This is a genomic window from Allobosea sp. 10L417, assembly GCF_056395485.1.
The window spans coordinates 16,352-38,884 of sequence record NZ_JBFTJP010000018.1 but is presented as its reverse complement, the minus strand read 5'-3'; the positions used below and the strand labels follow the sequence as shown (position 1 = coordinate 38,884).

The following is a 22,533-nucleotide window of genomic DNA, read 5'->3' as shown; positions in this document are numbered from 1 at the left end:
AAAAGCGGGATAAGTCGCAGAAATTCAAGGTATTCTTGAAGCTACGCGCTATCTTCGCGCAGCTTTGCGCCCCTCCGGATGAAATCATGGCAAATACCGCTCCTTCGTTGCTGATCCTCGGAACACGGGGTATTCCGGCAGCGCATGGTGGCTTCGAGACCTTCGCCGAGAAGCTCGCCTTGTTTTTGGTCGAGCGGGGCTGGCAGGTCGGCGTGTACTGCCAGGACGAGGTTCCGGCCGTCACGCGCCGGTTCCACAGCGAATCCTGGCGGGGCATCGAGCTCATTCGCACGCAGGTGTCGTCATCGGGGCCGCGCGCGACCATCGACTTCGACTGGCATTGCGTGCGGCATGCGGCGCGGCGTCCGGCGCTCAGCCTCGTGTTGGGATATAACGGCGCGATCTTCCTGCCTTATCTGCGCCTCGCCGGGCGGAAGATCATGACGAATATGGACGGGATCGAGTGGCGCCGGCCGAAATGGTCATGGCCCGTCCGCAGTTGGTTCTGGATGAACGAGTGGATCGCGGCCTGGTCCTCGCACCGTCTCGTGGCTGATCATCCGATCATCGCCGACCATCTAGCGACGCGGCGTCCGCGCAGCGCCACGGTCATGATTCCCTATGGCGGCATGCCGATCAGGATGGCGCCGGCAAAGCCGCTCGCCAAATTCGGGTTGGAGAGCGGCCGCTACCTGATCTCGATCGCGCGGATCGAGCCCGACAATTCGATCCTCACGCTGGTCGAGGCCTTCTCGTCCAGGCCGCGCGGCATGCGCCTCGTCGTTCTCGGCAATTTCTCGGACGAAAACGCCTATCATCGCCAGGTCAAGGCGGCCGCTGGGCCGGAAGTGATCATGCCCGGCGCGATCTACGACGCCGAGACCGTGAGGGCCCTGCGTTTCCACGCGCGCGGCTATCTGCACGGACATACCGTCGGCGGGACCAACCCTTCGCTGGTCGAGGCGCTCTGGGCAGGGAACCCGGTCATCGCCCATGACAATCCCTATAACCGCTGGACCGCGGGTGAGGCGGGCTTGTTCTTTGCTGACGAGGCGAGCTGCTCCAATGCGATAGGGCGGCTGCTGGCCGATGATGAACTGGCGGCTCGCCTGAAACAGGCTGCGCTCGGGCGCGCCCGCTCCAGCTTCGAATGGCAGGCGGTCCTCGAACACTACGAACGCGAGGCGCTGGCCCTGCTCGGTCTCGAGCCGGAAGCTGCCGTCGCTCCGGCCGAAGTGGCCGGCGGCCGCAGGGGATGACGGTCAGCCGCCGTTCTCTGCTGGCGGGGGCGATCGGGACGGCGGCGATCGGCGGCGGTCGCGCTCATGCGGCGCGGCCCCTCGGCATCCGGCGCGGCGTCAATCTCTGGCCATGGTTCTCCCTGACGCGGGAGCACCCCGCGCCGCGAACCGATTATGATTGGCCCCCGTTCCAGCTCGACCGGCCGCTTCCGACGCGGGCGGATCTCGCTCTCTTACGTCGTGCGGGCCTCGACTTCGTCCGGTTGCCCGTGGACCCCGGCCCGTTCCTTGCCGCAGCTCCCGCCGTCAGGGCGTCATTGCTCGATCAGGTGATGGCCGCGGTCGCGCTGGCGCAGGGCGAGGGGCTTGCCGTGATCGTCAATCTTCACGCCAACGGCGCGACGCATTACTGGACGCCTTCGCGATTGTTCGGAACCTTGGATGCTCCGGCGTTTCCGGCCTATCGCGATCTCGTGGTGGAGCTGGCGTCGCGACTGGGGCGGAGCGATCCGGAGCGGACGGGATTCGAGCCCGTCAACGAGCCGCTCCAGGCCTGCGGCTCCGCTGAATGGGGGGAGACGCAGAAGCGGCTTCTGGCCGCCGCCCGACTGGCCGCGCCGGGGCTGACATTGCTGGCGACCGGCGCTTGCGGCAGCATGATCGCAGGTCTCGAACCCCTCCGGGTCCGCGAGCTCTCGCTCTATGAGCCGCTGCTCTTCACCTTCCACTTCTACGAGCCCTATCTCTTCTCGCATCAGGGCGCGCGCTGGATGAGCGAACCGGTCTATCGGGCGCTCAACGCCGTGCCCTGGCCAGCGGCGCGGGGAAGCCTCGACGCCACCCTCGCTGCGGTGCGCGCCAGGATGGCCGCGCTGGGTGCGCCGGCACAGGGCAGTGGAGCGGCCGCCTATCGCGAGACCGAGCGCGTCCTCAAGGAATATTTCGATGCCCAGCCGGATCGCCCCTTCATCGACGGCTATCTGCGCCGGGTCCGTGCCTGGGCGGAGCGCGAGGGCGTGCAGCCCGGCCGGATCCTGATGGGCGAGTTCGGAGCGCTGCGGTCCGGGGGCGGCACCGTCGCCTCCGCTCCGGACGATCGCGCCCGCTATGTGCGTGACGTCAGGCTCGGCGCCGAGGCGCTCGGGTTTCCCTGGGCATTCTGGAACCTGTTCGACAGCATGGGGATGATGGACGATGTCAGCCGCCGGCTCGACCCGGCCATGATCGCGGCCCTCGGTCTGCGAATGCCGGATTGAGCCGGTCGCAACCGCGCCTTTCCGGTCGATAAAGGCACAGAATGACGATGACGAATTTCGCCGGCATCGTCGTCTTCGTCGCGATGCTCTCCGAGCCGTTCAGCAGGATGATCCAGACGATCATCGGGAGCCAGACGCCGGGGCGTCCGCGCCCCAATTCGTACATGAAGAGGCCGAAGGCCAGCGTCACGAGCGCGGTGATGATCGCCCCTTGATAGAGGATCATACGCACGAACGGGTTCTCGATGCCCCACTCGAGTCCGTTGACGCGGCGCAGGGTGTCGACGAGCTGCACATCGGGCCCGATGACGAGGTCGCCGATCGAAAACATCTGCAGCAGCTCGAACATCTCCTTGCGAGCATTGGCACTGCCACCGTCGGAGACGAAGCGCGTGGCCACGTCGTCGAAGAAACCAAGCGCCGCCAGCCCGCCGATGGCGACGGGCAGGAGGGCTACGAGCACGCAGCCGATGGCGGCCGCGATCAGCGATATCCGCCCGCTCCGCAGCAAGGCGAACAGCTGTACCGTGCCGTAGCAGAGGCCGAACGCCAGCGACGTCAGAAGCGCGGTCCGGCCGCCGAAGACCACCAGGGCGGCGCTCTGCAGCGCGATGAGGACGCCACGGACCGCCGGCGGCAGGGAGCGTGACCCGCTGATCAGAGCCATCAGATAGCAGGCGGTGATCATGGCGTTCGCCAGCGGATGGCCGTGAAACGCGCTGGAGCGCGTGTCGGTTTCGAAGACGGCGCCGTCGAAGCGGTAGGGAAAGAGCCGGAATTGCGTGACGAACTCGAAGAGCGCGAGCAGGGCGTTGAGGGTCATGACGACATGCAGCATCGTCGTGAGCGTCGTCATGGTCTCGTCGTCGGCATCGACGAGCAACAGGACCAGCAGGCAGACGGCGACATAGGTGTCGACCATGCCGCCAAGGCCCGGCCCGTCGCGCATCACCGTGACGACGATCGTCGCCATCGTCACCAGCAGCATGAACAGCGTCGCCGGCCGAGCACTGACGAGATGAATGATGCGGCTGACCGGATCCCCGCAGGCGATCAGGCTCCAGCCGAACAGGAGCACGATCATATAGGTCGACGGATGGATCTTCGTGGCGGCGGCGCCGGTGAGGCCGTCATAATTGTAGCCGACGAGCCAGAGCATGCCGCCCGACACGCAGAACAGCACCAGGACGGTGGCGAAAAGACCGTAGCGCGTCAGCCCATCCAGGTGAGCCCAGCCCGGTACCCCACGAGCCGAGGCCTCGGCCGTGAGGCCGGCGGCAGGCATCAGCCTCGCCCGTCGGCGTCGATCAGGATCGTTGCCGTCACCGAGCGGCCCATGACGCGTGCGGATTCGACCGCCCGCATGATCTCCTGCTGGCGCGTGGTGTAGAGACGGGCGACGAGCACGATCTCCTCGACCATGCCGACCAGCGGGGCGATCTTCACATTGCGCTCCAGCGGGCCGCCGTCGATGACCACGATGTCGAAGTGACGGCTGGCATCCCCCAGCATTCGCATCGCATAGCTGCGTGCCAATGCCTTCTGCGTTGCGGCTTTCGGACGACCGGCGGACATCAGCGCGACATCCTTGGCGTCGCTGAAGTGAATGGCGTCCTCGAAGCTGCATTCGCCGCGCAGAATATCCATCAGCCCGGCCGGGCCGCCCTGGACCGGTTCGGTTGTCGTATCGACCAGCAGGACGCGCTCTCCGTGCTGGACTCCAGCGCTGGCGAGCAGGTCGGCCGCATGCTCCCGCTCATCGCCATCGGCCTCGGCCGAAATCAGCAGGGCGCTGCGGGCGGCCGGGATCGGCACATCCGTGGGCTTGAACAGCAGGAGCAGCGCGAGTTGCGCCGCGCCGTCCGTCTCCGCTTGCCGGCCTGTCGATCGCCGGAACCATCGGCCGAAGCCGCGCGGGGGCGCCGTCCGGGGGCGCAGGACGCCGACCACGGGAGCGCCGATCAAAGCCTCGGCCTGCGAGCGGGAGAGCAGATGAGGCGCGGCATACTCGCGAAGCAATGCGAGGCCGGCACCGAGGCCCAGCCCGAGGACGGCCGCCGCCGCTGCAAGCGGAAATGTCGGCGGCCAGCTCGCCTGTAATGGCGGCTGAGCCCGGCTGATGATGCGGGCGTTGGTGGTGTCCAGATTTGCCTGCTCGCGTGTTTCCTGCGCGCGCAGCAGGAACGTCGCATAAACCGCGCGGACCGCTTCGAGATCGCGCTGGAGCTCGCGCAGCCGGACCGACGCCTGGTCCGCCCCTTGCGTCTGCCGCGTCAGGGTCTCGAGCTTGCTGGCGAGCAGCTTCTCATTGCCGAGCGCGCGCTCATATTCGGTGCGCACGGACTGCTCGACCCGCTCGATCTCGGTCGCGATGAGGCGGCGAACGTGGACGAGCTGGTTTTGTACCGCCCCGATCGACGGGTGGCGCGGGCCGAACTGGCTCTGCAGATCGGCTTCGCGCTGAACCAGGGCGGCCTCCTGCTCCCGCAGTCTTCCGATGACGGGCGACTGTAGTGCCTCCATCGAGCTGCCGGCCAGGGCGCCGCGCCGGCGTTGCTGGGCGATCAGCTCCACCTGCGAACGGAGGGTGGAAGTGCGCGCCTGGGCTGCCGAGAGCTGATTGCTGATCTCGCTGAGCTGCTGCTCGCTGATCAGGCGTCCGGACGCCGCGACAAGATTGTTTTCGGCGCGATAGCGCTCGACGGCGTTCTCGGCCGCCTCGACCCGCTTGCGCTGTTCCGCCAGCCGGGCTGTCAGCCCCTCGGACGCCTCTGTCGCAGCGCGGCTTCTGGCATCGGCCTGGTCGGCGAGATAGGCTTCGGCGATCGCGTTGGCGAGCTTGGCCGACTTGTCGGCGTCGCGCGTCGTCACGACCACGTCCAGCACCAGGACCTTGTCCGCGCGCCTGACGGAAATCTTCCGTCGGAGGTTGGCGAGCGTCCGCGCCTCGGTGGGCGTGAGGGTGCCGTCCGGGGCAGGGGCATCTGTCGCAATCCGGCCGAGAAGGCGGCTGAGAAGCCCCGCGCCGTTGAATTCCGTGTCCTCGGTGAGTTTCGTCGTCCTGATCGCCCGAGCCAGCACGTTCGTGGACTGGACGACGCTGGCCTGGCTCTCGACCTGCGCCAAGCCGCCATCCGGCGAGACCGTATTGGGGTTGACGTCGTTGCTGACGACGTTCCGGTCGCGCGGATCGATCAGGAGCTGCGCCGAGGCGGTATAGAGCGAAGGCGTCAACAGCCCGTAGGCGAGGGCCAGCCCCGCCAGCAGGCCGGCGACGGCCAGGATCATCAGGCGCCGATGCCAGAGGATGCGCCAGAGCTCGGAGACTTCGACGGCGCCATCCGGGCGGCGACGAAAGGTCTCCTGAGGAGGCGGCTGCACCGTTTCCTCCTGCCGATGAGCGGTCGCAGCCAGACTTGTCATTCCTCTACTCGGACAACGCAACGCGATGCCGCGGTGTCGTCCGACCGCGGCTTCCAGGCGCGACCCTGCCACGAACTCCTTAACAACTGCTCCGATCGGTCGAGGCTGAACGCTTGAGCGGGCTTGCGCGCGGGTCGGGCGGGGATAACCAAATCGAAATGCGGATGTTGGAGAATGCTGGCTGCTTTGGCGTAGTTGCCGCAAGAAATGCGGCTGGGCTTGGATATGAGATTGAGATTGTACATGGGTGCTTCGCCCTTGCGGCGGTGGCATCTGGTCCTCATCGAGCGTCTCCGGGCGATCCCCGGCCTGACGCTTTTGGTCGTTCCGCCGGCAGTGAACGCAGCCGACCCACATCGGCTCGGTGGTCTCTTCCGCGTCGAGGGCTATCTGCACGGCCTTCAGCCCGATGGCCTTTTCACGCTGGCCCGGCCGGCTGAGGCGGCTGCGGTGGCCGCCGCGCCAGGGCACGACGAAGCCGACTTGCTTCTCGATCTCGGCAGCGATGAACCGGCCGGACCAACGCGCCGCTGGGTCCTTCGCTTCGAAGGGCAGGCGGGAGAAGCCGCACTCGTTTCCGCTCTTCTTGCCGGCGGCGTTCCCTTGGTCGAGCTGACGGAGAATGGGGCGCTGATCGCCGCAGCGCGGCCGGGCAGCGATCACGGCCGCATTCTGCTGGCGAAGCTCGACGATATCCTCAGCCGCGTGATCACCTTCATCGTGGCGGCGGTCGAAGGCAGCCGCATGCGTGTGCCGCAGCTGCCTGCCGAAGCCGAGCCTTCGCCCACGCCCCATACCGGCCTCGCGCGGACCATGGTCCGCGCGGTGACTTCGAATGCGGTCGATCGCATTTACCGCCGCTGCTTTCACGCCCCTCACTGGCGGGTGGGCTGGCGCAAGCTCGACGGCCCGGATCTTTTCGATCTGAAGCGCCATCCCGACGCGGGCTGGCGCGACCTGCCCGATGACGGCACCCGCTTCTATGCCGATCCGTTTCCGATCCTGCATCGGGGGCGTCTCACGCTCTTCGTCGAGGATTTCCCCCACGCCACCGGCAAGGGCATCATTTCGGCGGTGGAGTTCGGGCCGGATGGTCCGATAGGCCGCCCCGAGCCAGTTCTCGAACAGCCCGGCCATCTCTCCTATCCCTTCGTCTTCGAACGGGACGGGCAGGTCTGGATGATCCCGGAAAGCTCCGGCGCCGCGCGGGTGGATCTGTTTCGCGCGACGGCATTCCCCGGCGGCTGGGTCAGGGAGGCGACGCTGATCGACGGCGTCGTCGCCAGCGACGCGACGCTGATCGAGCATGGCGGTCTATGGTGGCTGTTTGCCACGGTGCGGGACGGCGGCGGCTCCCATTCGGACACGCTGCATCTCTGGTCGGCGCCGGATTTCCGCGGTCCCTGGAAACCGCATCCCCGCAATCCCGTGCTGATCGATATCGCCTCGGCCCGGCCGGCCGGGCAGATGACCATCCGCGATGGTGTTTTACTGCGCCCGGTGCAGGACTGCCGGTTCGGCTATGGCAAGGCTCTCGGCATTGCCCGCGTCACACGGCTCGACCCCGAGGGCTTCGATCAGGAGATCGAGACCATCATCCAGGCAGGTGCTCTCTGGCCTGGCCGCCGCATCCACAGCCTCAACCGGGCCGGCGGCTATGAATTCATCGACGGCTCGGCAATGGCTCGCCGGCCGCTTCTGGCTGGTCTGCGGCCGGTGCCGGCGCTCGCCGGCTCCTGATGGCGTGCCGGGCGCCGTCGGCGAGGACGGCGAGCCGCCCGACCAACGTGCGCCCTCCCGAAACCGAGTCCAATGTCACCGCCTGGGTGGCGAAGCGCCGCTTGAAATCCTCGCCGCCGCAGAGGAAATCGACCATCGGCAGGCCCTGGTCGATCGACCACTGGATGTAGTCCATCATCAGCACCATGCCCGGCGACGCCCGCTCATGGTCTAGGTCATAGGTGGTGACGAAGGCCATCATCCTGTCGCGCTGCACCAGATTGATCGAGACGGCGACGACGCTATCGCCGCATTCGAGCAGGAAGACACGCAGGATGCCGAGCTTCGCCATCACGCCGACGAGCGCGGTGAGGGCCGGAGAGCCTTCGTCGAACAGATCCGAGGCATGGCCATGGCGCTCGAGCCATTTGCGCTTGAGGGCGGCGACGCGCAGCAGCACGGGCTCAAGTGGCTCTTCCGGAGACATCAGCCGGAAGCGGACTTCCCCGGATTCCTCCATGAATTTGCGCCCGCGCCGGTAGTTCTGCCGCGTCTTCTTCGACTGCTGGTCGAACCAGAGCGCGCCACGATTCCAGGAGCCGCTCACACGATAGTTGATCTCGGTGCGGTGGTTCGGGCTCAGACGGAGAGCTGCGTTGTCACCCGTCAGGATCTGGCGGGCGAGGGCCTCGGGCGCAAGCCGGTTGAGATAGGCCATGTCGAAGCGGCCGGCTTTGGCGATCGCCCGCCACAAGGCGGCTGCGGCCTCGCGGCTCCAGCCGGGAGCCACGAGGATATCGCCATAGTCGCTGTGTTCCTTCGCCGCCCATTCAAGGATGCGGATGCCGCGGCGCCTGATCGTGGCGAAAGGCAGCACGGCCTCCAGGTTTTCGCCATTCCAGACCAGGCCGATCAGCAGCCCGCGCTGGTCGCGGCCCGGCGTGGTCCGCCACCAGGCGCTGATCCAGCCATGGCTCTGGAAGACGAGGCCTTCGGCCTGCCGCCATAGCGCATCCCAGGCCGGAGCCAGCGCCGCAAGCCGCTCCTCCGAGGTCACGATCTCCAGCTTTCGGCCATCGACGGCGGTGAACTCGGCAGATGCGCTCACTGCTGTGCTCCCTCGGCCTCGGCTTCGGTGCGGCGAGCGGGGCGCGGGCCGAGCCGGCGTCGGATCTGGTGCCACATCCGCTTCAATGGCAGCAGGTAGAGCCCCGAAAGTGACTGGTAATCGCGGACGCCACGTTCCATCAGCCCGAACTTGAAGTCCTCATCCGGCTTCGGCACGCACAGCGTTCCGAACAACCGGTCCCAGAACGAGAACAGCAGCCCGAAATTCTTGTCGTAATGGCGCGGATCGACGCTGTGATGCAGCTGGTGCCAGTGCGGGCACAGGACGACGTTGTTCAGCGGCCCGAACGATATCTTGAAATGCGTATGCCTGACGAAGTCCATCATCAGGATGTTGCGCATGACGTAGACGTTCACGCCGAAGACGGTGAGTTCGATGAGGTTGAGCGAGACCAGCGACCAGATCCCGAAGCAGATGCCCGGGATCACCCCGTCCCAGGCCCGGTTCATCAATTCGTCCAGCGGATGGACGCGGTCCTTGGTGATGCCCACCATCACCTCGGCCGAATGATGAACCTTGTGCAGCTCCCAGAGGATGGGAAAGCGGTGCTGCGCAACGTGGTAGAGGTAATAGGAGATGTCGTAAGCCAGCAGCATTGTGACCGTGAAGATCACGGTCGTCACCGGCCCGGCCGGCCCCGGAATGAGGGGCGGATCGATCTGGAAGATCGTGGCGAGGATTTTGTTGGTCGCGTAGCCGACGGCCGCGACGAAGGCGACGCCCGCCGGCAGCATCAGGAACGGCATGATCGCCTTGCGCGTCACCCAGAACAGCAGATCCGCCTTCGCCGAAGGATGAGTGATGATCTCGTTGGGGAAGATGAAATCGAAGAACTCCCGGAAGTTCTTCTGCTCGGCCGTCCGCCAATAGGCGACCAGCGCGCTGACCAGCGCCGTCAGCAGCAGCAATCCCGTCGTCAAGAGGCTCGTCGCCGAAATCTTGTCGAGGATCTTGCCAATGAACTCGGTCATGCCGTCTAGCACCTGCGCTGGGGAGTGGCCTCCTTAGGCCACAAGGCTATTAAATATTCGGCACACTGCAGGAAACCTCGCGCCTTATGGTTAAGCGCGGTTGCGGGCGATGCTATCTGAAGGCGAGGCGCTGTCCTCAGCCACGCTCCGCCGCCAGCCGGCAGATCATGCGTGCGGTTTCGTAGGATTTCACGAAAGCCGGCACGGGCAGGAACTCGAAGCGCGAGTGAAAATTGCAGCCGCCGGTGAAGAAATTCGGCGTCGGCAGCCCGCGTGCCGAAAGCGCCGCCCCGTCCGTGCCGCCGCGCATCGGGATCAGTTTCGGCGCGATCTTCAGCTCGTCCAGCGCCGCGAGGAGCAGATCGACCGAGCGGCGGTCGTCACCCAGGCTGTCATGGATGTTGCCGTAGGTGTCGCTGACGTCAGACGAGACCCGTCCCGTCGGATAGCGCCGCGCGATCAGTTCCGTGACCGCGCCGATGCGGCGCTTGCGCTGTTCGAACCGCGCCTTGTCGAACTCGCGGATCATCACTTTCAGCCTGGCTTCGCTCTGGCCGGCGACGATCTCGGTGAACCAGAAATAGCCTTCGCGCCCCTCGGTGTTCTCAGGCGTCTCGCTCCGGTCGAACTCAGCGATGAAATCCATCGCCATCAGCAGCGGATTGACCAGCACGCCCTTGGCCGACATCGGATGGGCGCTGACGCCGGTGAAGCTGATCTCACCCTGGGCCGCGTTGAAGTTCTCGATGACGACCTCGCCCAACTCGCAGGCATCGATCGTATAGGCGAAGTCGCAGGCAAAGCGCGTGAGATCGAGCGCCTTGGCCCCGCGCAACCCGATCTCCTCGTCCGGCACGAAGGCGACGAGGATGTCGCCATGGGCGTCCTCGGGCCCGAGCTCGGCGAGCAGTGTCACGACTGCGGCGATGGCCGCCTTGTTGTCGGCGCCGAGCACGCTGGTGCCGTCGCCGACGATGACGTCCGCGCCGGCCCATGGTTCGAGCTGCGGGTGCTCCGCGACGCGCAGCCAGATGTCCCGCTCGCGGTTGAGGCAGAGATCCTGCCCTTCGAAGCGCAGGATCTGCGGGCGGATCACCGGCGAGAGCCCGACATCGACCGTATCGAGATGGGCGATGAAGCCGATGCGCGGCGCGCCCGGGCGCGTGCCGGTCTTGCGCGCGGTGACGGTGGCGTGCTCGTCGATGACGATATCGGCGAGACCGAGGGCTTTGAGTTCCTCGGCGAGAAGGGCGGCGAGGCGCTGCTGTCCGGGCGTCGTGGGCAGGTTCGTCGCCTGCGCGTCGCTCTGGCTCTCGACCGCGACATAGCGCAGGAAGCGCTCCGTCAGTTTCGCCGCAATGGACATCTCGACCCCACTCGTCAGGCAGCGCCATACCAGATGGCGCGCGCAGCGAGAGCTATCGCGTCGGCCGGCGCTTCGGCAAGACCTGCCGGAGCCCAAAGCATCGGGCCGAAAAGTGAGATCCACTTTTCGGAGAAATCCGGTGCTCAAACAACGAGATGGATCGCCACTTTGCGTCCGATAGGACGCACGGCGATCTAGCGGTCACGCCGCCTTGGCGAGGAAGTCCTCGGCGTAGTGACAGGCGACCTGCCGGCCGTCGATCTCGCGTTTCTCGGGGCGCTCGGCCCGGCAGCGGTCGGTGACATAGGGGCAGCGGGTCGAGAACACGCAGCCCTTCGGCGGGTTGAGCGGGGAGGGCAATTCGCCGCGCAGCACGATGCGCTCGCGCTTGCCGGCATCGACGCGCGGCGTCGAAGCCAGCAGCGCCTGCGTATACGGGTGCAGCGGCCGGGCGTAGATGCGCTCCTTCGGTCCGTGCTCGATGGCATTGCCCAGATACATCACCATCACATCATGGGCGATGTGACGGACGACGCTGAGGTCGTGCGAGATGAAGAGATAGGCGAGCTTCAGCTCCTCCTGCAGATCCGCCAGCAGGTTGAGCACCTGCGCCTGAATGGAGATGTCGAGCGCCGAGACTGGCTCGTCCGCCACCACGACCTTGGGCGAGAGGATCAGCGCCCGGGCGATCGCGATGCGCTGGCGCTGGCCGCCCGAGAACATGTGCGGATAGCGGGCATAGTGCTCGGGGCGCAGGCCGACCTTGGCCATCATCGCGCGCGCCTTTTCGGTGCGCTCGGCCTTGGAAAGGTCGGTGTTGATCTTGAGCGGCTCCTCCAGGATCGTGCCGATCTTCTTGCGCGGATTGAGCGAGCCATAGGGGTTCTGGAAGACGAACTGCACCGTGCGGCGCAGGCGCTTGCGCTCGCCGGCGGGCGGGTTGACGGCGTCGAGTCCGTCCAGCGTCAGCGCGCCCGAGGTGGGCGTCTCGATCAGCGTCGCCATGCGGGCGAGCGTCGACTTTCCGCAGCCGGACTCGCCGACGACGGCGAGCGTCCGGCCGGCCTCGACCGAGAAGGACACCTTGTTCACAGCCTGAAGCTGCGCCGGCGGGCGGAAGAGCCCCTGCTTGACCGGATAGATCTGCGTGAGTTCACGCGCCTCGATGACGGGGTTGCTCATCGCACGGCCTCCTTTGCCCGGCCGGCTTCGTCGCGGGCGCGTTCGGCGTCGCGCTGCGGATCGCCGAGCGGGTAGTGGCAGCGCACGCGCCCATCCTGCCAGGGGCGCAGCTCCGGCTGGACATTGCGCGAATGCTCGGTCGCATAGGCGCAGCGCGGGCTGAACAGGCAGCCCTTCGGCCGGTCGTTGAGGCCGGGCACCATGCCGGGGATGGTGGCGAGGCGGCTTGCATTCTCGCTGCGCTCGGGCAGGGCGGCAAGCAGCGCGGCCGAATAGGGGTGCTGCGGGTCGGCGAACAAAGCGTCGACCTTGCGCTCCTCCATGATCTGCCCGGCATACATCACCATGATGCGCTGCGCCGTCTCGGCGACGACGCCCATATTGTGGGTGATGAGGACGAGCGCCATGCCGCGCTCGCGTTGCAGCGACATCAGCAATTCGAGGATCTGGGCCTGGATGGTAACGTCGAGCGCCGTGGTCGGCTCGTCGGCGATCAGCAGGCGCGGATTGCAGGCGATCGCCATCGCGATCATCACGCGTTGGTTCATGCCGCCCGAGAGCTGGTGGGGATAAGCCTTGAGGCGGCTTTCCGGAGCGGGGATGCCGACCTGTTCCAGCAGCTCGATCGCCCGGCGCTTGGCGGCCTTGCCGTCCATACGCTCGTGCTTACGCAGCGTCTCGGCGAGCTGGAACCCGATGGTGAAGCAGGGATTGAGGCTGGTGCTCGGCTCCTGGAAGATCATCGCCACGTCCTTGCCGGTGAGCTGGCGGCGCTCGCGGGCGGACATGGTCAGGAGATCGCGGCCGTCGAAGCGCAGCTTGTCGGCGCGGACGCGGCCGGGATAGCCAACGAGGCCCATCAGCGCGAGCATGGTGACTGATTTGCCGGAGCCGGATTCACCGACCACGCCGAGAACCTCGCCCTCGTCGAGGGTGAGGTCGATGCGGTCGACGGCGCGCAGCGTTCCCTGCGATGTCGGGAATTCGACGCTGAGGTTTTCGATTTCGAGCAGGGGCATGGTTCAGCGCTTCAGCTTGGGGTCGAGCGCATCGCGCAGGCCGTCACCCAGGAGGTTGAAGGCGAGCACGGTGATGAGGATGGCGAGGCCCGGGAAGGTGACGACCCACCAGGCGCGCAGCACGAACTCGCGCGCATCGGCGAGCATCGTGCCCCATTCCGGGGTTGGCGGCTGGGCGCCGAGGCCGAGGAAGCCCAGTGCCGCGGCATCGAGGATCGCCGTGGAGACGCCGAGCGTCGCCTGCACGATCAGGGGCGCGGCGCAGTTCGGCAGGATCTCGGAGAACAGCAGCCGGACCGTCTGCGCGCCGCTGACCTTGGCCGCGATGACATAATCCTTGCTGGCTTCGGTGATGACCGCGGCGCGTGTGATGCGGACATAGTGCGGCAGCACGACGATGGCGACGGCGAGCATCGCGTTCATCAGGCCGGGGCCGAGGATTGCGACGATGACGATGGCGAGCAGCAGGCTCGGCATCGTCATCAGGATGTCCATCAGCCGCATGATCGCGATATCGGCGATGCCCTTGAAGTAGCCGGCGATCAGCCCGAGCACGATGCCGACGACGATGGCGACCGCGACGACGAAGATGCCGATCACCAGCGAGAGCCGCGCGCCGTAGAGCAGGCGCGAGAGGATGTCGCGGCCGATGGCGTCGGTGCCGAGCGGATAGGAGAGCGATCCGCCCTCCTGCCAGAACGGCGGCTTCAGGAAGACCGCATTATTGGTCAGATTGGGATCATGCGGTGCGATGATCGGCGCGAACAGCGCGCAGAGCAGCACCAGCACGATGACGACGAGCCCGGCAACTGCGCCGCGATTGGCGCTGAAATAGGTCCAGAACTCGCGCGCCGGATGGGGCGGCGTGCCGCTCGGTGCGGCGACGGCTGGGGCTTCGAGGGTTTCTGCGCTCATGGACGAGGGCTCCAATGGGAGCTGAAATGCGAAGGGCGGTTCATTTGGCGTGCCTGATGCGCGGGTTGATCAGGCCGTAGAGCAGGTCGACGAAGAGGTTGACGCTCATCACGACCATGCCGAGCAGCAGCGTGCCGCCCTGGAGCACGGGGTAGTCGCGCCGGCTGATCGCCTCGATCAGCCATTTGCCGACGCCGGGCCAGGAGAAGATCGTCTCGGTGAGGATCGCGCCGGTGAAGAGCGTGCCGACCTGCAGCCCGATGACGGTGACGACCGGGATCAGCGCGTTTCGCAGCGCATGCAGCGCGACGACCCGGATCGGCGCCATGCCCTTGGCCCGCGCTGTGCGGATATAGTCCTCGCCGAGCACCTCGAGCATCGCCGAGCGCGTCATGCGCGCGATGACCGCGAGCGGCACGGTGCCGAGCACGATCGCCGGCAGCACGAGATGCGACAGCGCCGACCAGAAGGCGTCGACGTCGCCGGCTAGCAGGCTGTCGATGGTCAGGAAGCCGGTGACAGGTTCGATGAAGTACTGCACCGCGATGCGGCCCGAGACCGGCGTGATGCCGAGCTGCACCGAGAACAGCAGGATCAGCAGCAGGCCCCACCAGAAAATCGGCATGGAGTAACCGGTCAGCGAGATGCCCATCACGCCATGGTCGAAGATCGAGTTTCGCTTCACCGCCGCGATGATGCCGGCCGGCAGCCCGACGATCAGCGCGATCAGGATGGCGCAGAGCGCGAGCTCTATGGTCGCCGGGAAGAGCTGCCCGAACTCGGTCAGGACGTTCTCGCGCGTCACGATCGACTTGCCGAGATCGCCCTGGACGACACGCTCGATATATTTGCCGTATTGGACGAGCAGCGGCCGGTCGAGGCCGTATTCCGTGAGCAGCTGGGCATGGCGAGCGGCGTCGATGCCGCGCTCGCCAGCCATGGTCTCGATCGGGTCGCCCGGCACGAGCCGCACCAGGAAGAAGGCCAGCAGCGTGATGCCGATGAAGGTCGGGATGACCAGGCTCAGCCGGGTGAAGATGAAGCGCAGCATGGTTCTGCCATTCTTGTCGGCCGGAGCATGTCGTCCTGCGCGGCGGCCTGTCTTGTCACTTTAGTCGAGTTCGAATTCCGGCGCAGCGGAAACACCAGAATCCACGAAAGATCAAGAACGCGATGACAAAAACCGTGGATCGCAACGGGGTATCGCGGTTCTCGCGTATTTGATCACGAAATACTTGAGAACGTTCGGGAATTCTGGCGCAACAATACGAAATTTTTCGGCGCCGGAAAAGCAATGAATGCTCTGCCGGCGCCGGTGATCGTCGGGCGTTCGGGTCTTATTTCGCGATCGATACGCCGTAGAACGGCTGTCCTCCGAAGAAGTGGATCTTGTAGTCCTTCACTTCCTTGCGCACCGGCGTGAAAGCCTGCGCATTGGCGAAGAGCAGGCCCGCCACATCCTCGTGGAACAGCTCCTGGAAACGCTTGTAGAGCTTGGTCCGTTCGCCCTGGTCGGTGATCGTGTTCGCCTTGGCGAGCGCATCCGAGGCCTCCTGGTTGCACCAGCGCGCGCGATTGGCCCCGGTCTTCACGCCCTCGCAGGTCCAGCCCGAGAGCAGGATCTGGCTCGGATCGGGATAATCCCAGGTGTAGCCGAACATGCCCACTTCGTGGTCGCCGGCCCGGCCGCGCTTGAGGTATTCGCCCCATTCGAAGGTCTGGATCGTCGCCTTGACGCCGATCTTTGCCCAGTCGGCTTGGATCAGTTCGGCCGCGCGCCGGCCGTTCGGCATATAGGCGCGCACGACGGGGATGGCCCAGAGCGTCGTCTCGAAGCCGTTCGGATACCCGGCCTCGGCCAGCAATGCCTTGGCCTTCTCCGGATCATAGGGACGCGGCTTGAGCTCGGTGTTGTGCGACCAGAGCGAAGGCGGAACCGCCGCCGCCGTCGGGTTGCCGGTGCCCTGATAGACCGCGTCGATGATCGCGGGGATGTTGGTGGCGTAGGCCAGCGCCTCGCGCACCCGCTTGTCGCCGAAGGGCTTTTTCTGCTGGTTGAAGGCAAGGAAGCTCTGATCGGCGATGCTGCCCTGCAACAGGTTGATCGTCGGCTCGGTCTTCATCGCCGGCAGGTCACCGGGATTGGGGTAGCGCGCGATCTGGCATTCGCCCGAGCGCACCTTGGCGAAGCGCACCGCGGCATCGGGGGTGATCACGAAGATCAGGTCGTTGACCAGCGCCATGCGGTCGCGGTTGCCGACGGCCTTGGTCCAGTGATCCGGCACCGCCTTGAAGCGGATGATCGCGTCCTTCTGATAGGAGAGCAGCGAGAAGGGGCCGGTGCCGATCGGCGCGAAATCGACCTGCTCGGGCGTGCCGGCCTTCAGCATTGCGGCTGCGTATTCGGCCGAGAGGATCGACATCGGCTCGACCGTGAGAGCAGACAGCATCGGCGAGTTCGGTTTGGTCAGCGTGAGCTTGACTGTGTAGTCGTCGACCTTCTCGATCGACTTCAGGCTCGGCTTCACGATCTCGCTGAAGAACTGGTAATTGCCGCTGCCGACCTTGTTGTAGGGGTTGCTCGCATCGAACATCCGCTCGAAGGAGAAGACCACGTCGTCGGCGTTGAACTCGCGCGTCGGCGTGAAGGCCTTGTTGGCGTGCCATTTCACGCCCTTGCGCAGCTTGAAGGTGTAGGTCAGCGCGTCCTCGGAAATCGTCCAGGACTCGGCGAGGCTCGGGATGATCTGCGAGCCGCCGCGTTCCGTCGCCGTCAGGCGCTCATAGATCTGCGCCGCCACATCGTAGGCCGTGTTCTGGCTGCTGAATTGCGGGTTCAGGAAATCGGGACTGGCTTCGGAGCAGACGACCAGCGCCTGGGCGTTGGCGGCGGCGGGTAGCGCAAGGGCGCTCAGCCCCAGCGTCAGGGCGAAGGAGCGGGCACGAACGGACATGGACGTTTCTCTCGGGACAGGCGGGAGGGGGATCGGGCGCGGGGCGTCGTGCCCCATCGTCTCCGCCTCCCGGAACGCGGCCCCGCCGGGGCCGCGTCATCTGGCATGCATCAGCCGCGCCGGGTCGGGGCGCGGCTGGCTCCTCGACTCAGTTGGCGATGTCGACGCCGTAGAAGACGTGGCGGCTGAACGGCGAGAGCTTGAAGTCCTTCACTTCCTTGCGGACGGGCTTCAGCTGCACCGCATGGGCGATGGTGAACCAGGGCGACTGCTCCTTGAACACCACCTGCGCCTGCCGGTAGAGCTTTTCGCGCTCCGCCTGGTCGGTCACGGTCTTCGCCTTCACCACCAGATCCTCGAAAGGCTTGTAGCAGAACTTGGCGACGTTCGAGCCGTTGGTCTTGGCCGAATCGCAGCCGAGCAGCGTGTGCAGGAAGTTGTCCGGGTCACCGTTGTCGCCGGTCCAGCCCAGCATGCCCGTCTGGTGCTCGCCCGCCTGCATGCGCTTGCGGTACTCGCCCCATTCGAAGCTCTTGATCTCGGCCTTGACGCCGACCTTGGCGAGATCCGCCTGCATCAGCTCGGCGATGCGCTTGGCGTTCGGGTTGTAGGGGCGCTGCACCGGCATGGCCCAGAGGTCGATCTCCATCCCGTTCGGATAGCCGGCCTCGGCGAGCTCCTTCTTGGCCGCCTCCGGATCATAGGGGTCGTCCTTGATGGTCTCGTTGTAGGACCACATCGACGGCGGGATCGGGTTGATCGCCGCGATGCCGCTGGAGAGATAGACCGCGTCGATGATCGCCTTCTTGTTGATCGCCTTGTTGACGGCGCGGCGCACCTTGACGTCGTCGAAGGGCTTCTTGGTCGTGTTGTAGGCGAGATAGCCGATGTTCAGGCCGGGCTGCTCGAGGATCTGGACATTGGCGTCCTTCCTGATCGCATCGAGATCGGCCGGGTTCGGATAGGGCATGACATGGCATTCGCCCTTCTGGAGCTTGGCCCAGCGCACCGAGGCGTCCGGCGTGATCGCGAAGATGAGGTCGTCGATCTTCGCCTTGCCCGCCCAGTATTCCGGGAAGGCCTTGTAGCGGATGATCGCGTCCTTCTGGTACTGCACCAGATAGAACGGGCCGGTGCCGAGCGGGTCCTGATCGAGCTTCTCGGGCGTCCCCGCCTTCAGCATCGCATCGGCATATTCCTTCGACTGCACGCTGGCATATTGCATGGCGAGGTCGGAGAGGAACGGCGCCTCCGGTTGGTTCAGCGTGATCTTGACCGTGTAGTCATCGACCTTTTCGACCGACTTCAGCAGCTTGGGCATGCCCATGTCGTTGAAGTAGGAGTGGTTCGAGCTCGTCACCTTGAAGAACGGGTGGTCCTCCTTCCACTGCCGCTCGATCATGAACATCACGTCGTCGGCGTTGAAGTCGCGCGTCGGCTTGAAGGTCTTGTTCGAATGCCACTTCACGCCCTTGCGCAGGTGGAAGGTGTAGGTCAGTCCATCCGGCGAGATGTCCCATTTCTCGGCGAGCGCCGGCTGGACCCTGGTGCCGCCGCGCTCGAACTGGACGATGGTGTCGTAGATCTGGGTGTTCGCGTCGAAGGAGGTGCCGGTCGTGTTCACGCTCGGCGCGAAGTTCTCAGGGCTGCCCTCGGAGCAATAGACCAGCGTCTTCGCCATCAGGGGCTGCGCCGCCATCAGCGCGGAGGCCGACAGCGTCGCCAACAGAATTTTCTTCATGGATGTCTCCTTGAACGCCTCTTCCACCGCCGTGTGCGGACGATGGCCCCGTTGTATCGGAAGCTTCGTGGGCGGAATTCCCCGAGCCGCCTTGTCAACAGCTTATTGAAAGTCGGGGGGCGCGAATAGTCGTTTCCACAGGCGTTTTTCTGCCTGCGGAAGGGAGGGTAAACGATTGCGCGGCGCGTTCCGCATCGCCCCGGAGGCCACCTCGCAGAAGCCCGAGACCGGCCCCTGGAGCCGCTAGAGCACCTCGCGCACGCGCAGCAAGGTCACATCCATATGACGGCCGATCGCCTCCGACAGGGCGTCGGCGTCGCGCTCGAGCAGGGCCGCCATCATCTCCTCGTGCTCGGCGACCGCGCCTGCCCATTTCTCGGGGCCTTCATTGCCGACGAAGCGCAGCCGCTTGATGCGCGACTGCAGGGTGGTGTGCATCTCCAGCAGCACCGCGTTGCCGGAGGCGGCGACGATGGCGCTGTGAATGGCCTGGTTCAGCTTGAAATAGTCGAGCCGGTCGCGCGTCGCGTAGAGCGCCAGCATGTCCCGGTGCATCTTGTGGATCGCTTCGATCGTGGCGTCGCTGGCCTGGGCGCAGGCGATCCGGCCGCCGAGTTGCTCCAGGCTCTTGATGACTTCGAGGATGTCGGCGAGGTCGCGCGCCGAGAACTTGCGGACAACGGCGCCCTTGGCCGGCAGGATCTCGACGAGCCCCTCGCTGGCGAGCGTCTTGATCGCTTCGCGCAGCGGCGTCCGCGAGACGCCGAGCTGCGCGCCGACGAGACCCTCGTTGATGCGCTGACCGGGGGCGAGCTGCCCCTCGATGATCATGTCGCGCACCCGCTCCAGGACCTCGTCATGCAAGGTCCGCCGCGTGATCCGGGGGAAGTCGGCCGCCGTCTCGCTCATCGCTGCTCCATTGTCTTCGGCTGCTCCGTTACGGCACGCGGCGTCAGTGCTGTCAAACCGCGGCGAAGAGTGCGTCCTGGCGGTGTCGCATCGCCAGCAGGCCGGAATCCCCGCCGATCTCGACATCGCCGAGGCGGATCGCCTCGCCGGCCTTGACGGGGCGGACGAGCGGCCGGTCGGCGACGAGGTAGAACGGGGCAGGGCGGTCGGCTGCGAGCGGGGCGGCGGGCCGCACCTCGGCACCGATGCCGTCGATGCTGTGATGATGCCCGCCCATCTTCAGCACCGTGCCGGCGGCAAGGTCGCGCTGCGCCACCGCGACGAGATCCTGCCGTGGCCTGTAATCCCCGCCATAGCCGGAGCGGCCGAGGCCGGCGGCATCGAGGATGGAGGTGGCGACCTCGACGCCCAGCAGATGGCGGGGCAGGTAGAGCGCCGCAGTCCGGCCGCTGCGGCTGACGACATGGCCCTTGCCGGCGAGCATCTCCCAGGTCTCGGCATTGTCGCAGCGCACGACGATGAAGACGCCGCCGGCGAAGCTGGCTTCTTCCGCCAGCCGCAGATGATGGAAAACGTCGATGCGCCGCGTGCCCGACATGAGGCCGCCCTCGTCGCGCTCCGCGAAGAGGTCGGCAAGCTCCGGGATGCGCGCCGGCGGCGCATGGAAACCGGCGGTATCGGCGGAGAAGCCGAGCGCGTTGGCGACCAGCGTCATCTCGCAGAGATCCGGCACGGCCCGCAGCGGGAAGGCCTCGCCCAGAACGCGGGCGCGTTCAGCCGCATTGGCGACGATGGAGCGGGAGCCCGGCAGCCAGTGCTCGCGCAACGCCGGGAGATGGCGGGTCACGCCGTTGCAGGCGACATCGCCGGTGGCGGCGTCGAGGACGAAATCGTATTCGCTCGACTTGCCGGCGGCGATGATGTCGAGACCAAGCACCTCGGCCCAGCTCGCCAGCGCGATCAGCAGGCTGGGTTGATCGCCGTCGACCGGCGTCACCACCACACCCTTCTGCTGCGCCAGCCGCGCCAGCCCCGGACCGACGACGCTGTCGGCCTCCTTCGAGACCAGTGCGACATGGCGGCCGGCCTCGATCGCGGCGAGGCTGTATTGCGTCGCGCCTTCCGGGCTGCCGGTCGCCTCGACGAGCAGCTGGAAGGGCAAGTCGAGGACGATGTCGAGGCTGGCGGCCGCGACGCATTTGCCGCTGTCCCAAGCCGCGCGTGCTTGCGTTGCCGTCTCGCACAGGGCGATTTCGGACGGTGCGAAACCGGCGGCGGCGAAGGCGCGCCCGGCGGCTTCCGCCGACATGTCGACGGCGATGCGCGCATTGACCAGCCGCGTGCGGCGCGACTGCGCCAGATAGCTGCGACCGAAGCTGCCGCTGCCGACGAGGCAGGTTTCGACCGGCTCGGTGATCCCGGCGTAATGCGCGTGGAAATTCATCAGGCTCCTCCCGGCGCGGCCGATGACGGCGTGGTCCGCGCTTTTGGCGATGACTACAGCAATCTCGTTATGCTGCATACAGCATACTTGAGGCGACGCGGTGCCTGTGTTAGCGAGAGGGCCGACAAACAATTCCAGGCAGCGGAGTGCGGCCATGAGCGAGCGGATGAACGAAGCCCTGCCGGTGATCGCCGTGGCGATGGGCGATCCCTCGGGCATCAGCCCGGAGCTGACGGCCCGCATTCTCTCGGAGGCCGATCTCAGGGCTGCCGCGCGCTATGTCGTCTTCGGCGACAAGCGGCTGCTCGACCTCGGTATCAAGGATGGCGGCGCCGACCCGCAGGTTCAGGTCGTCGGGGATGGCGAAGCGTTGCCGCTCGGCGACAAACCTGTCTTCGTCGACCTCGCCAACCATGATCCCGCCGATCTCAAGCGTGGCACCGCGACGCTCGCTGGCGGCAAGGCTGCGACCGAGAATTTCCGCCGAGCGCTGCAGTTCGCCGCCTCCGGCAAGGCCGATGCGGTGTTCTTCACGCCGTTCAACAAGGCGGCGATGCGCTTCGCCTATCCCGGCTATGACGACGAGATCCGCTTCGTGCGCGACGCCATCGGCTTCGAAGGGGCGGCGAGTGAGTTCAACATCCTCGACAAGCTCTGGAACGCCCGCGTGACCTCGCACATCCCGCTTTCGGAGGTGGCGCAGAACATCACGCAGGAGCGCATCCTGCGGGCGCTGACCCTGGCGGACGCCAATCTGCGCGCGGCCGGCTTCAACCCGCCGCGCATCGCGGTCGCGGGCATCAATCCGCATGCCGGCGACGGCGGCAATTTCGGCCGCGACGAAATCGAGACGATCGAGCCGGCGGTTGCTGCGGCGAAGGCCAAGGGCTTCACCGTCGAGGGGCCGTTCCCCTCCGACACCGTCTTCCTGCGCGCCAGGAACGGCGATTTCGATGCCGTGCTGACCATGTATCATGACCAGGGCCAGATCGCGATGAAGCTGATCGGCTTCGACCGCGGCGTCACGCTGATCGGCGGCTTCCCCTTCCCGATCTGCACGCCGGCTCATGGCACGGCCTATGAGATTGCGGGCAAGGGCATCGCCAATCTCGGCGCGACGCGCGCGGCACTGTCGCTCGCGATCAAGATGGCTCAGGACGGAAAGGCCGGGGCGCGCGCTGCGGCCTGAATTCCCGCTGCTTTCAGTGAAGCCGCCAACAAGAGCGGCGTCGCAAAAATCCAGTTCCTAGGGAGAAAAATCATC

17 protein-coding genes are annotated in these 22,533 nt (G+C 66.2%); 4 read left to right on the top strand and 13 right to left on the bottom strand.

Going from position 1 to position 22,533, the window contains the following annotated elements; translation table 11 throughout:
- The first annotated feature begins 86 nt into the window (after positions 1 to 86).
- Together AC1DE3_RS26930 and AC1DE3_RS26925 are read left to right on the top strand one after the other, a co-directional pair.
- Entirely contained in the window at positions 87 to 1,259 is a 1,173-nt protein-coding gene (locus AC1DE3_RS26930; RefSeq protein WP_476781189.1) for a DUF1972 domain-containing protein, read from the top strand.
- A complete protein-coding gene (locus tag AC1DE3_RS26925) occupies positions 1,256 to 2,497 on the top strand; it encodes a glycoside hydrolase family 5 protein (RefSeq protein WP_476781188.1) in 1,242 nt (413 codons plus the stop codon). The genes AC1DE3_RS26930 and AC1DE3_RS26925 overlap by 4 nt, the downstream gene beginning before the upstream one ends.
- Here AC1DE3_RS26925 and AC1DE3_RS26920 read toward each other — a convergent pair.
- Together AC1DE3_RS26920 and AC1DE3_RS26915 are read right to left on the bottom strand one after the other, a co-directional pair.
- Positions 2,439 to 3,782, bottom strand: coding sequence for a VpsF family polysaccharide biosynthesis protein (locus tag AC1DE3_RS26920; protein WP_476781187.1), 1,344 nt, complete (start codon positions 3,780 to 3,782; stop codon positions 2,439 to 2,441). The genes AC1DE3_RS26925 and AC1DE3_RS26920 overlap by 59 nt on opposite strands.
- On the bottom strand, positions 3,782 to 5,878 hold the full coding sequence (locus AC1DE3_RS26915) for an exopolysaccharide transport family protein (protein WP_476781186.1): 2,097 nt from the start codon (positions 5,876 to 5,878) through the stop codon (positions 3,782 to 3,784). Before AC1DE3_RS26915 ends, AC1DE3_RS26920 begins: the two co-directional genes overlap by 1 nt.
- Before the next feature lie 285 nt (positions 5,879 to 6,163).
- Between AC1DE3_RS26915 and AC1DE3_RS26910 the strand changes: the two genes are divergently transcribed.
- Entirely contained in the window at positions 6,164 to 7,660 is a 1,497-nt protein-coding gene (locus AC1DE3_RS26910; RefSeq protein ID WP_476781185.1) for a glucosamine inositolphosphorylceramide transferase family protein, read from the top strand.
- Here the strand turns inward: AC1DE3_RS26910 and AC1DE3_RS26905 are convergent.
- The 11 genes from AC1DE3_RS26905 to AC1DE3_RS26855 all read right to left on the bottom strand — a co-directional run bounded on the left by AC1DE3_RS26905 (position 7,584) and on the right by AC1DE3_RS26855 (position 21,269).
- On the bottom strand, positions 7,584 to 8,747 hold the full coding sequence (locus AC1DE3_RS26905; RefSeq protein ID WP_476781184.1) for a GNAT family N-acetyltransferase: 1,164 nt from the start codon (positions 8,745 to 8,747) through the stop codon (positions 7,584 to 7,586). The two genes, AC1DE3_RS26910 and AC1DE3_RS26905, sit on opposite strands and share 77 nt — an antisense overlap.
- Positions 8,744 to 9,739, bottom strand: a complete 996-nt coding sequence (locus AC1DE3_RS26900; RefSeq protein ID WP_476781183.1) for a sterol desaturase family protein — start codon at positions 9,737 to 9,739, stop codon at positions 8,744 to 8,746. The genes AC1DE3_RS26905 and AC1DE3_RS26900 overlap by 4 nt, the downstream gene beginning before the upstream one ends.
- A gap of 136 nt (positions 9,740 to 9,875) precedes the next feature.
- Positions 9,876 to 11,105, bottom strand: a complete 1,230-nt coding sequence (pepT, locus tag AC1DE3_RS26895) for a peptidase T (RefSeq protein ID WP_476781182.1) — start codon at positions 11,103 to 11,105, stop codon at positions 9,876 to 9,878.
- A gap of 201 nt (positions 11,106 to 11,306) precedes the next feature.
- Entirely contained in the window at positions 11,307 to 12,287 is a 981-nt protein-coding gene (locus AC1DE3_RS26890) for a peptide ABC transporter ATP-binding protein (RefSeq protein WP_476781181.1), read from the bottom strand.
- Positions 12,284 to 13,306: an ABC transporter ATP-binding protein gene (locus tag AC1DE3_RS26885; RefSeq protein WP_476781180.1), complete on the bottom strand. Its 1,023-nt coding sequence runs from the start codon at positions 13,304 to 13,306 to the stop codon at positions 12,284 to 12,286. Before AC1DE3_RS26885 ends, AC1DE3_RS26890 begins: the two co-directional genes overlap by 4 nt.
- Before the next feature lie 3 nt (positions 13,307 to 13,309).
- Positions 13,310 to 14,221 (bottom strand): ABC transporter permease subunit, encoded by a 912-nt coding sequence (locus tag AC1DE3_RS26880; RefSeq protein ID WP_441513543.1) that lies wholly within the window; start codon positions 14,219 to 14,221, stop codon positions 13,310 to 13,312.
- A 40-nt stretch (positions 14,222 to 14,261) separates the two neighbouring features.
- Entirely contained in the window at positions 14,262 to 15,272 is a 1,011-nt protein-coding gene (locus tag AC1DE3_RS26875; protein WP_441513544.1) for an ABC transporter permease subunit, read from the bottom strand.
- 286 nt (positions 15,273 to 15,558) lie between these two features.
- Positions 15,559 to 17,175: an ABC transporter substrate-binding protein gene (locus AC1DE3_RS26870; RefSeq protein ID WP_476781179.1), complete on the bottom strand. Its 1,617-nt coding sequence runs from the start codon at positions 17,173 to 17,175 to the stop codon at positions 15,559 to 15,561.
- 148 nt (positions 17,176 to 17,323) lie between these two features.
- The gene (locus tag AC1DE3_RS26865) at positions 17,324 to 18,916 is read right to left on the bottom strand and encodes an ABC transporter substrate-binding protein (RefSeq protein ID WP_441513546.1); all 1,593 of its coding nucleotides are present in this window, start codon (positions 18,914 to 18,916) and stop codon (positions 17,324 to 17,326) included.
- Positions 18,917 to 19,159: 243 nt separating this feature from the next.
- Positions 19,160 to 19,825: a GntR family transcriptional regulator gene (locus AC1DE3_RS26860; protein WP_441513547.1), complete on the bottom strand. Its 666-nt coding sequence runs from the start codon at positions 19,823 to 19,825 to the stop codon at positions 19,160 to 19,162.
- Between the two features lie 52 nt (positions 19,826 to 19,877).
- Positions 19,878 to 21,269 carry a flagellar biosynthesis protein FlgA gene (locus tag AC1DE3_RS26855; RefSeq protein WP_476852943.1) on the bottom strand — a complete coding sequence of 464 codons (1,392 nt, stop codon included), beginning with the start codon at positions 21,267 to 21,269 and terminating at the stop codon, positions 19,878 to 19,880.
- 154 nt (positions 21,270 to 21,423) lie between these two features.
- Here AC1DE3_RS26855 and AC1DE3_RS26850 point away from each other — a divergent pair, with 154 nt between their 5' ends.
- Complete coding sequence (locus AC1DE3_RS26850; RefSeq protein ID WP_476781176.1) at positions 21,424 to 22,458, top strand: 4-hydroxythreonine-4-phosphate dehydrogenase PdxA; 1,035 nt, start codon at positions 21,424 to 21,426, stop codon at positions 22,456 to 22,458.
- Positions 22,459 to 22,533 lie beyond the last annotated feature (75 nt).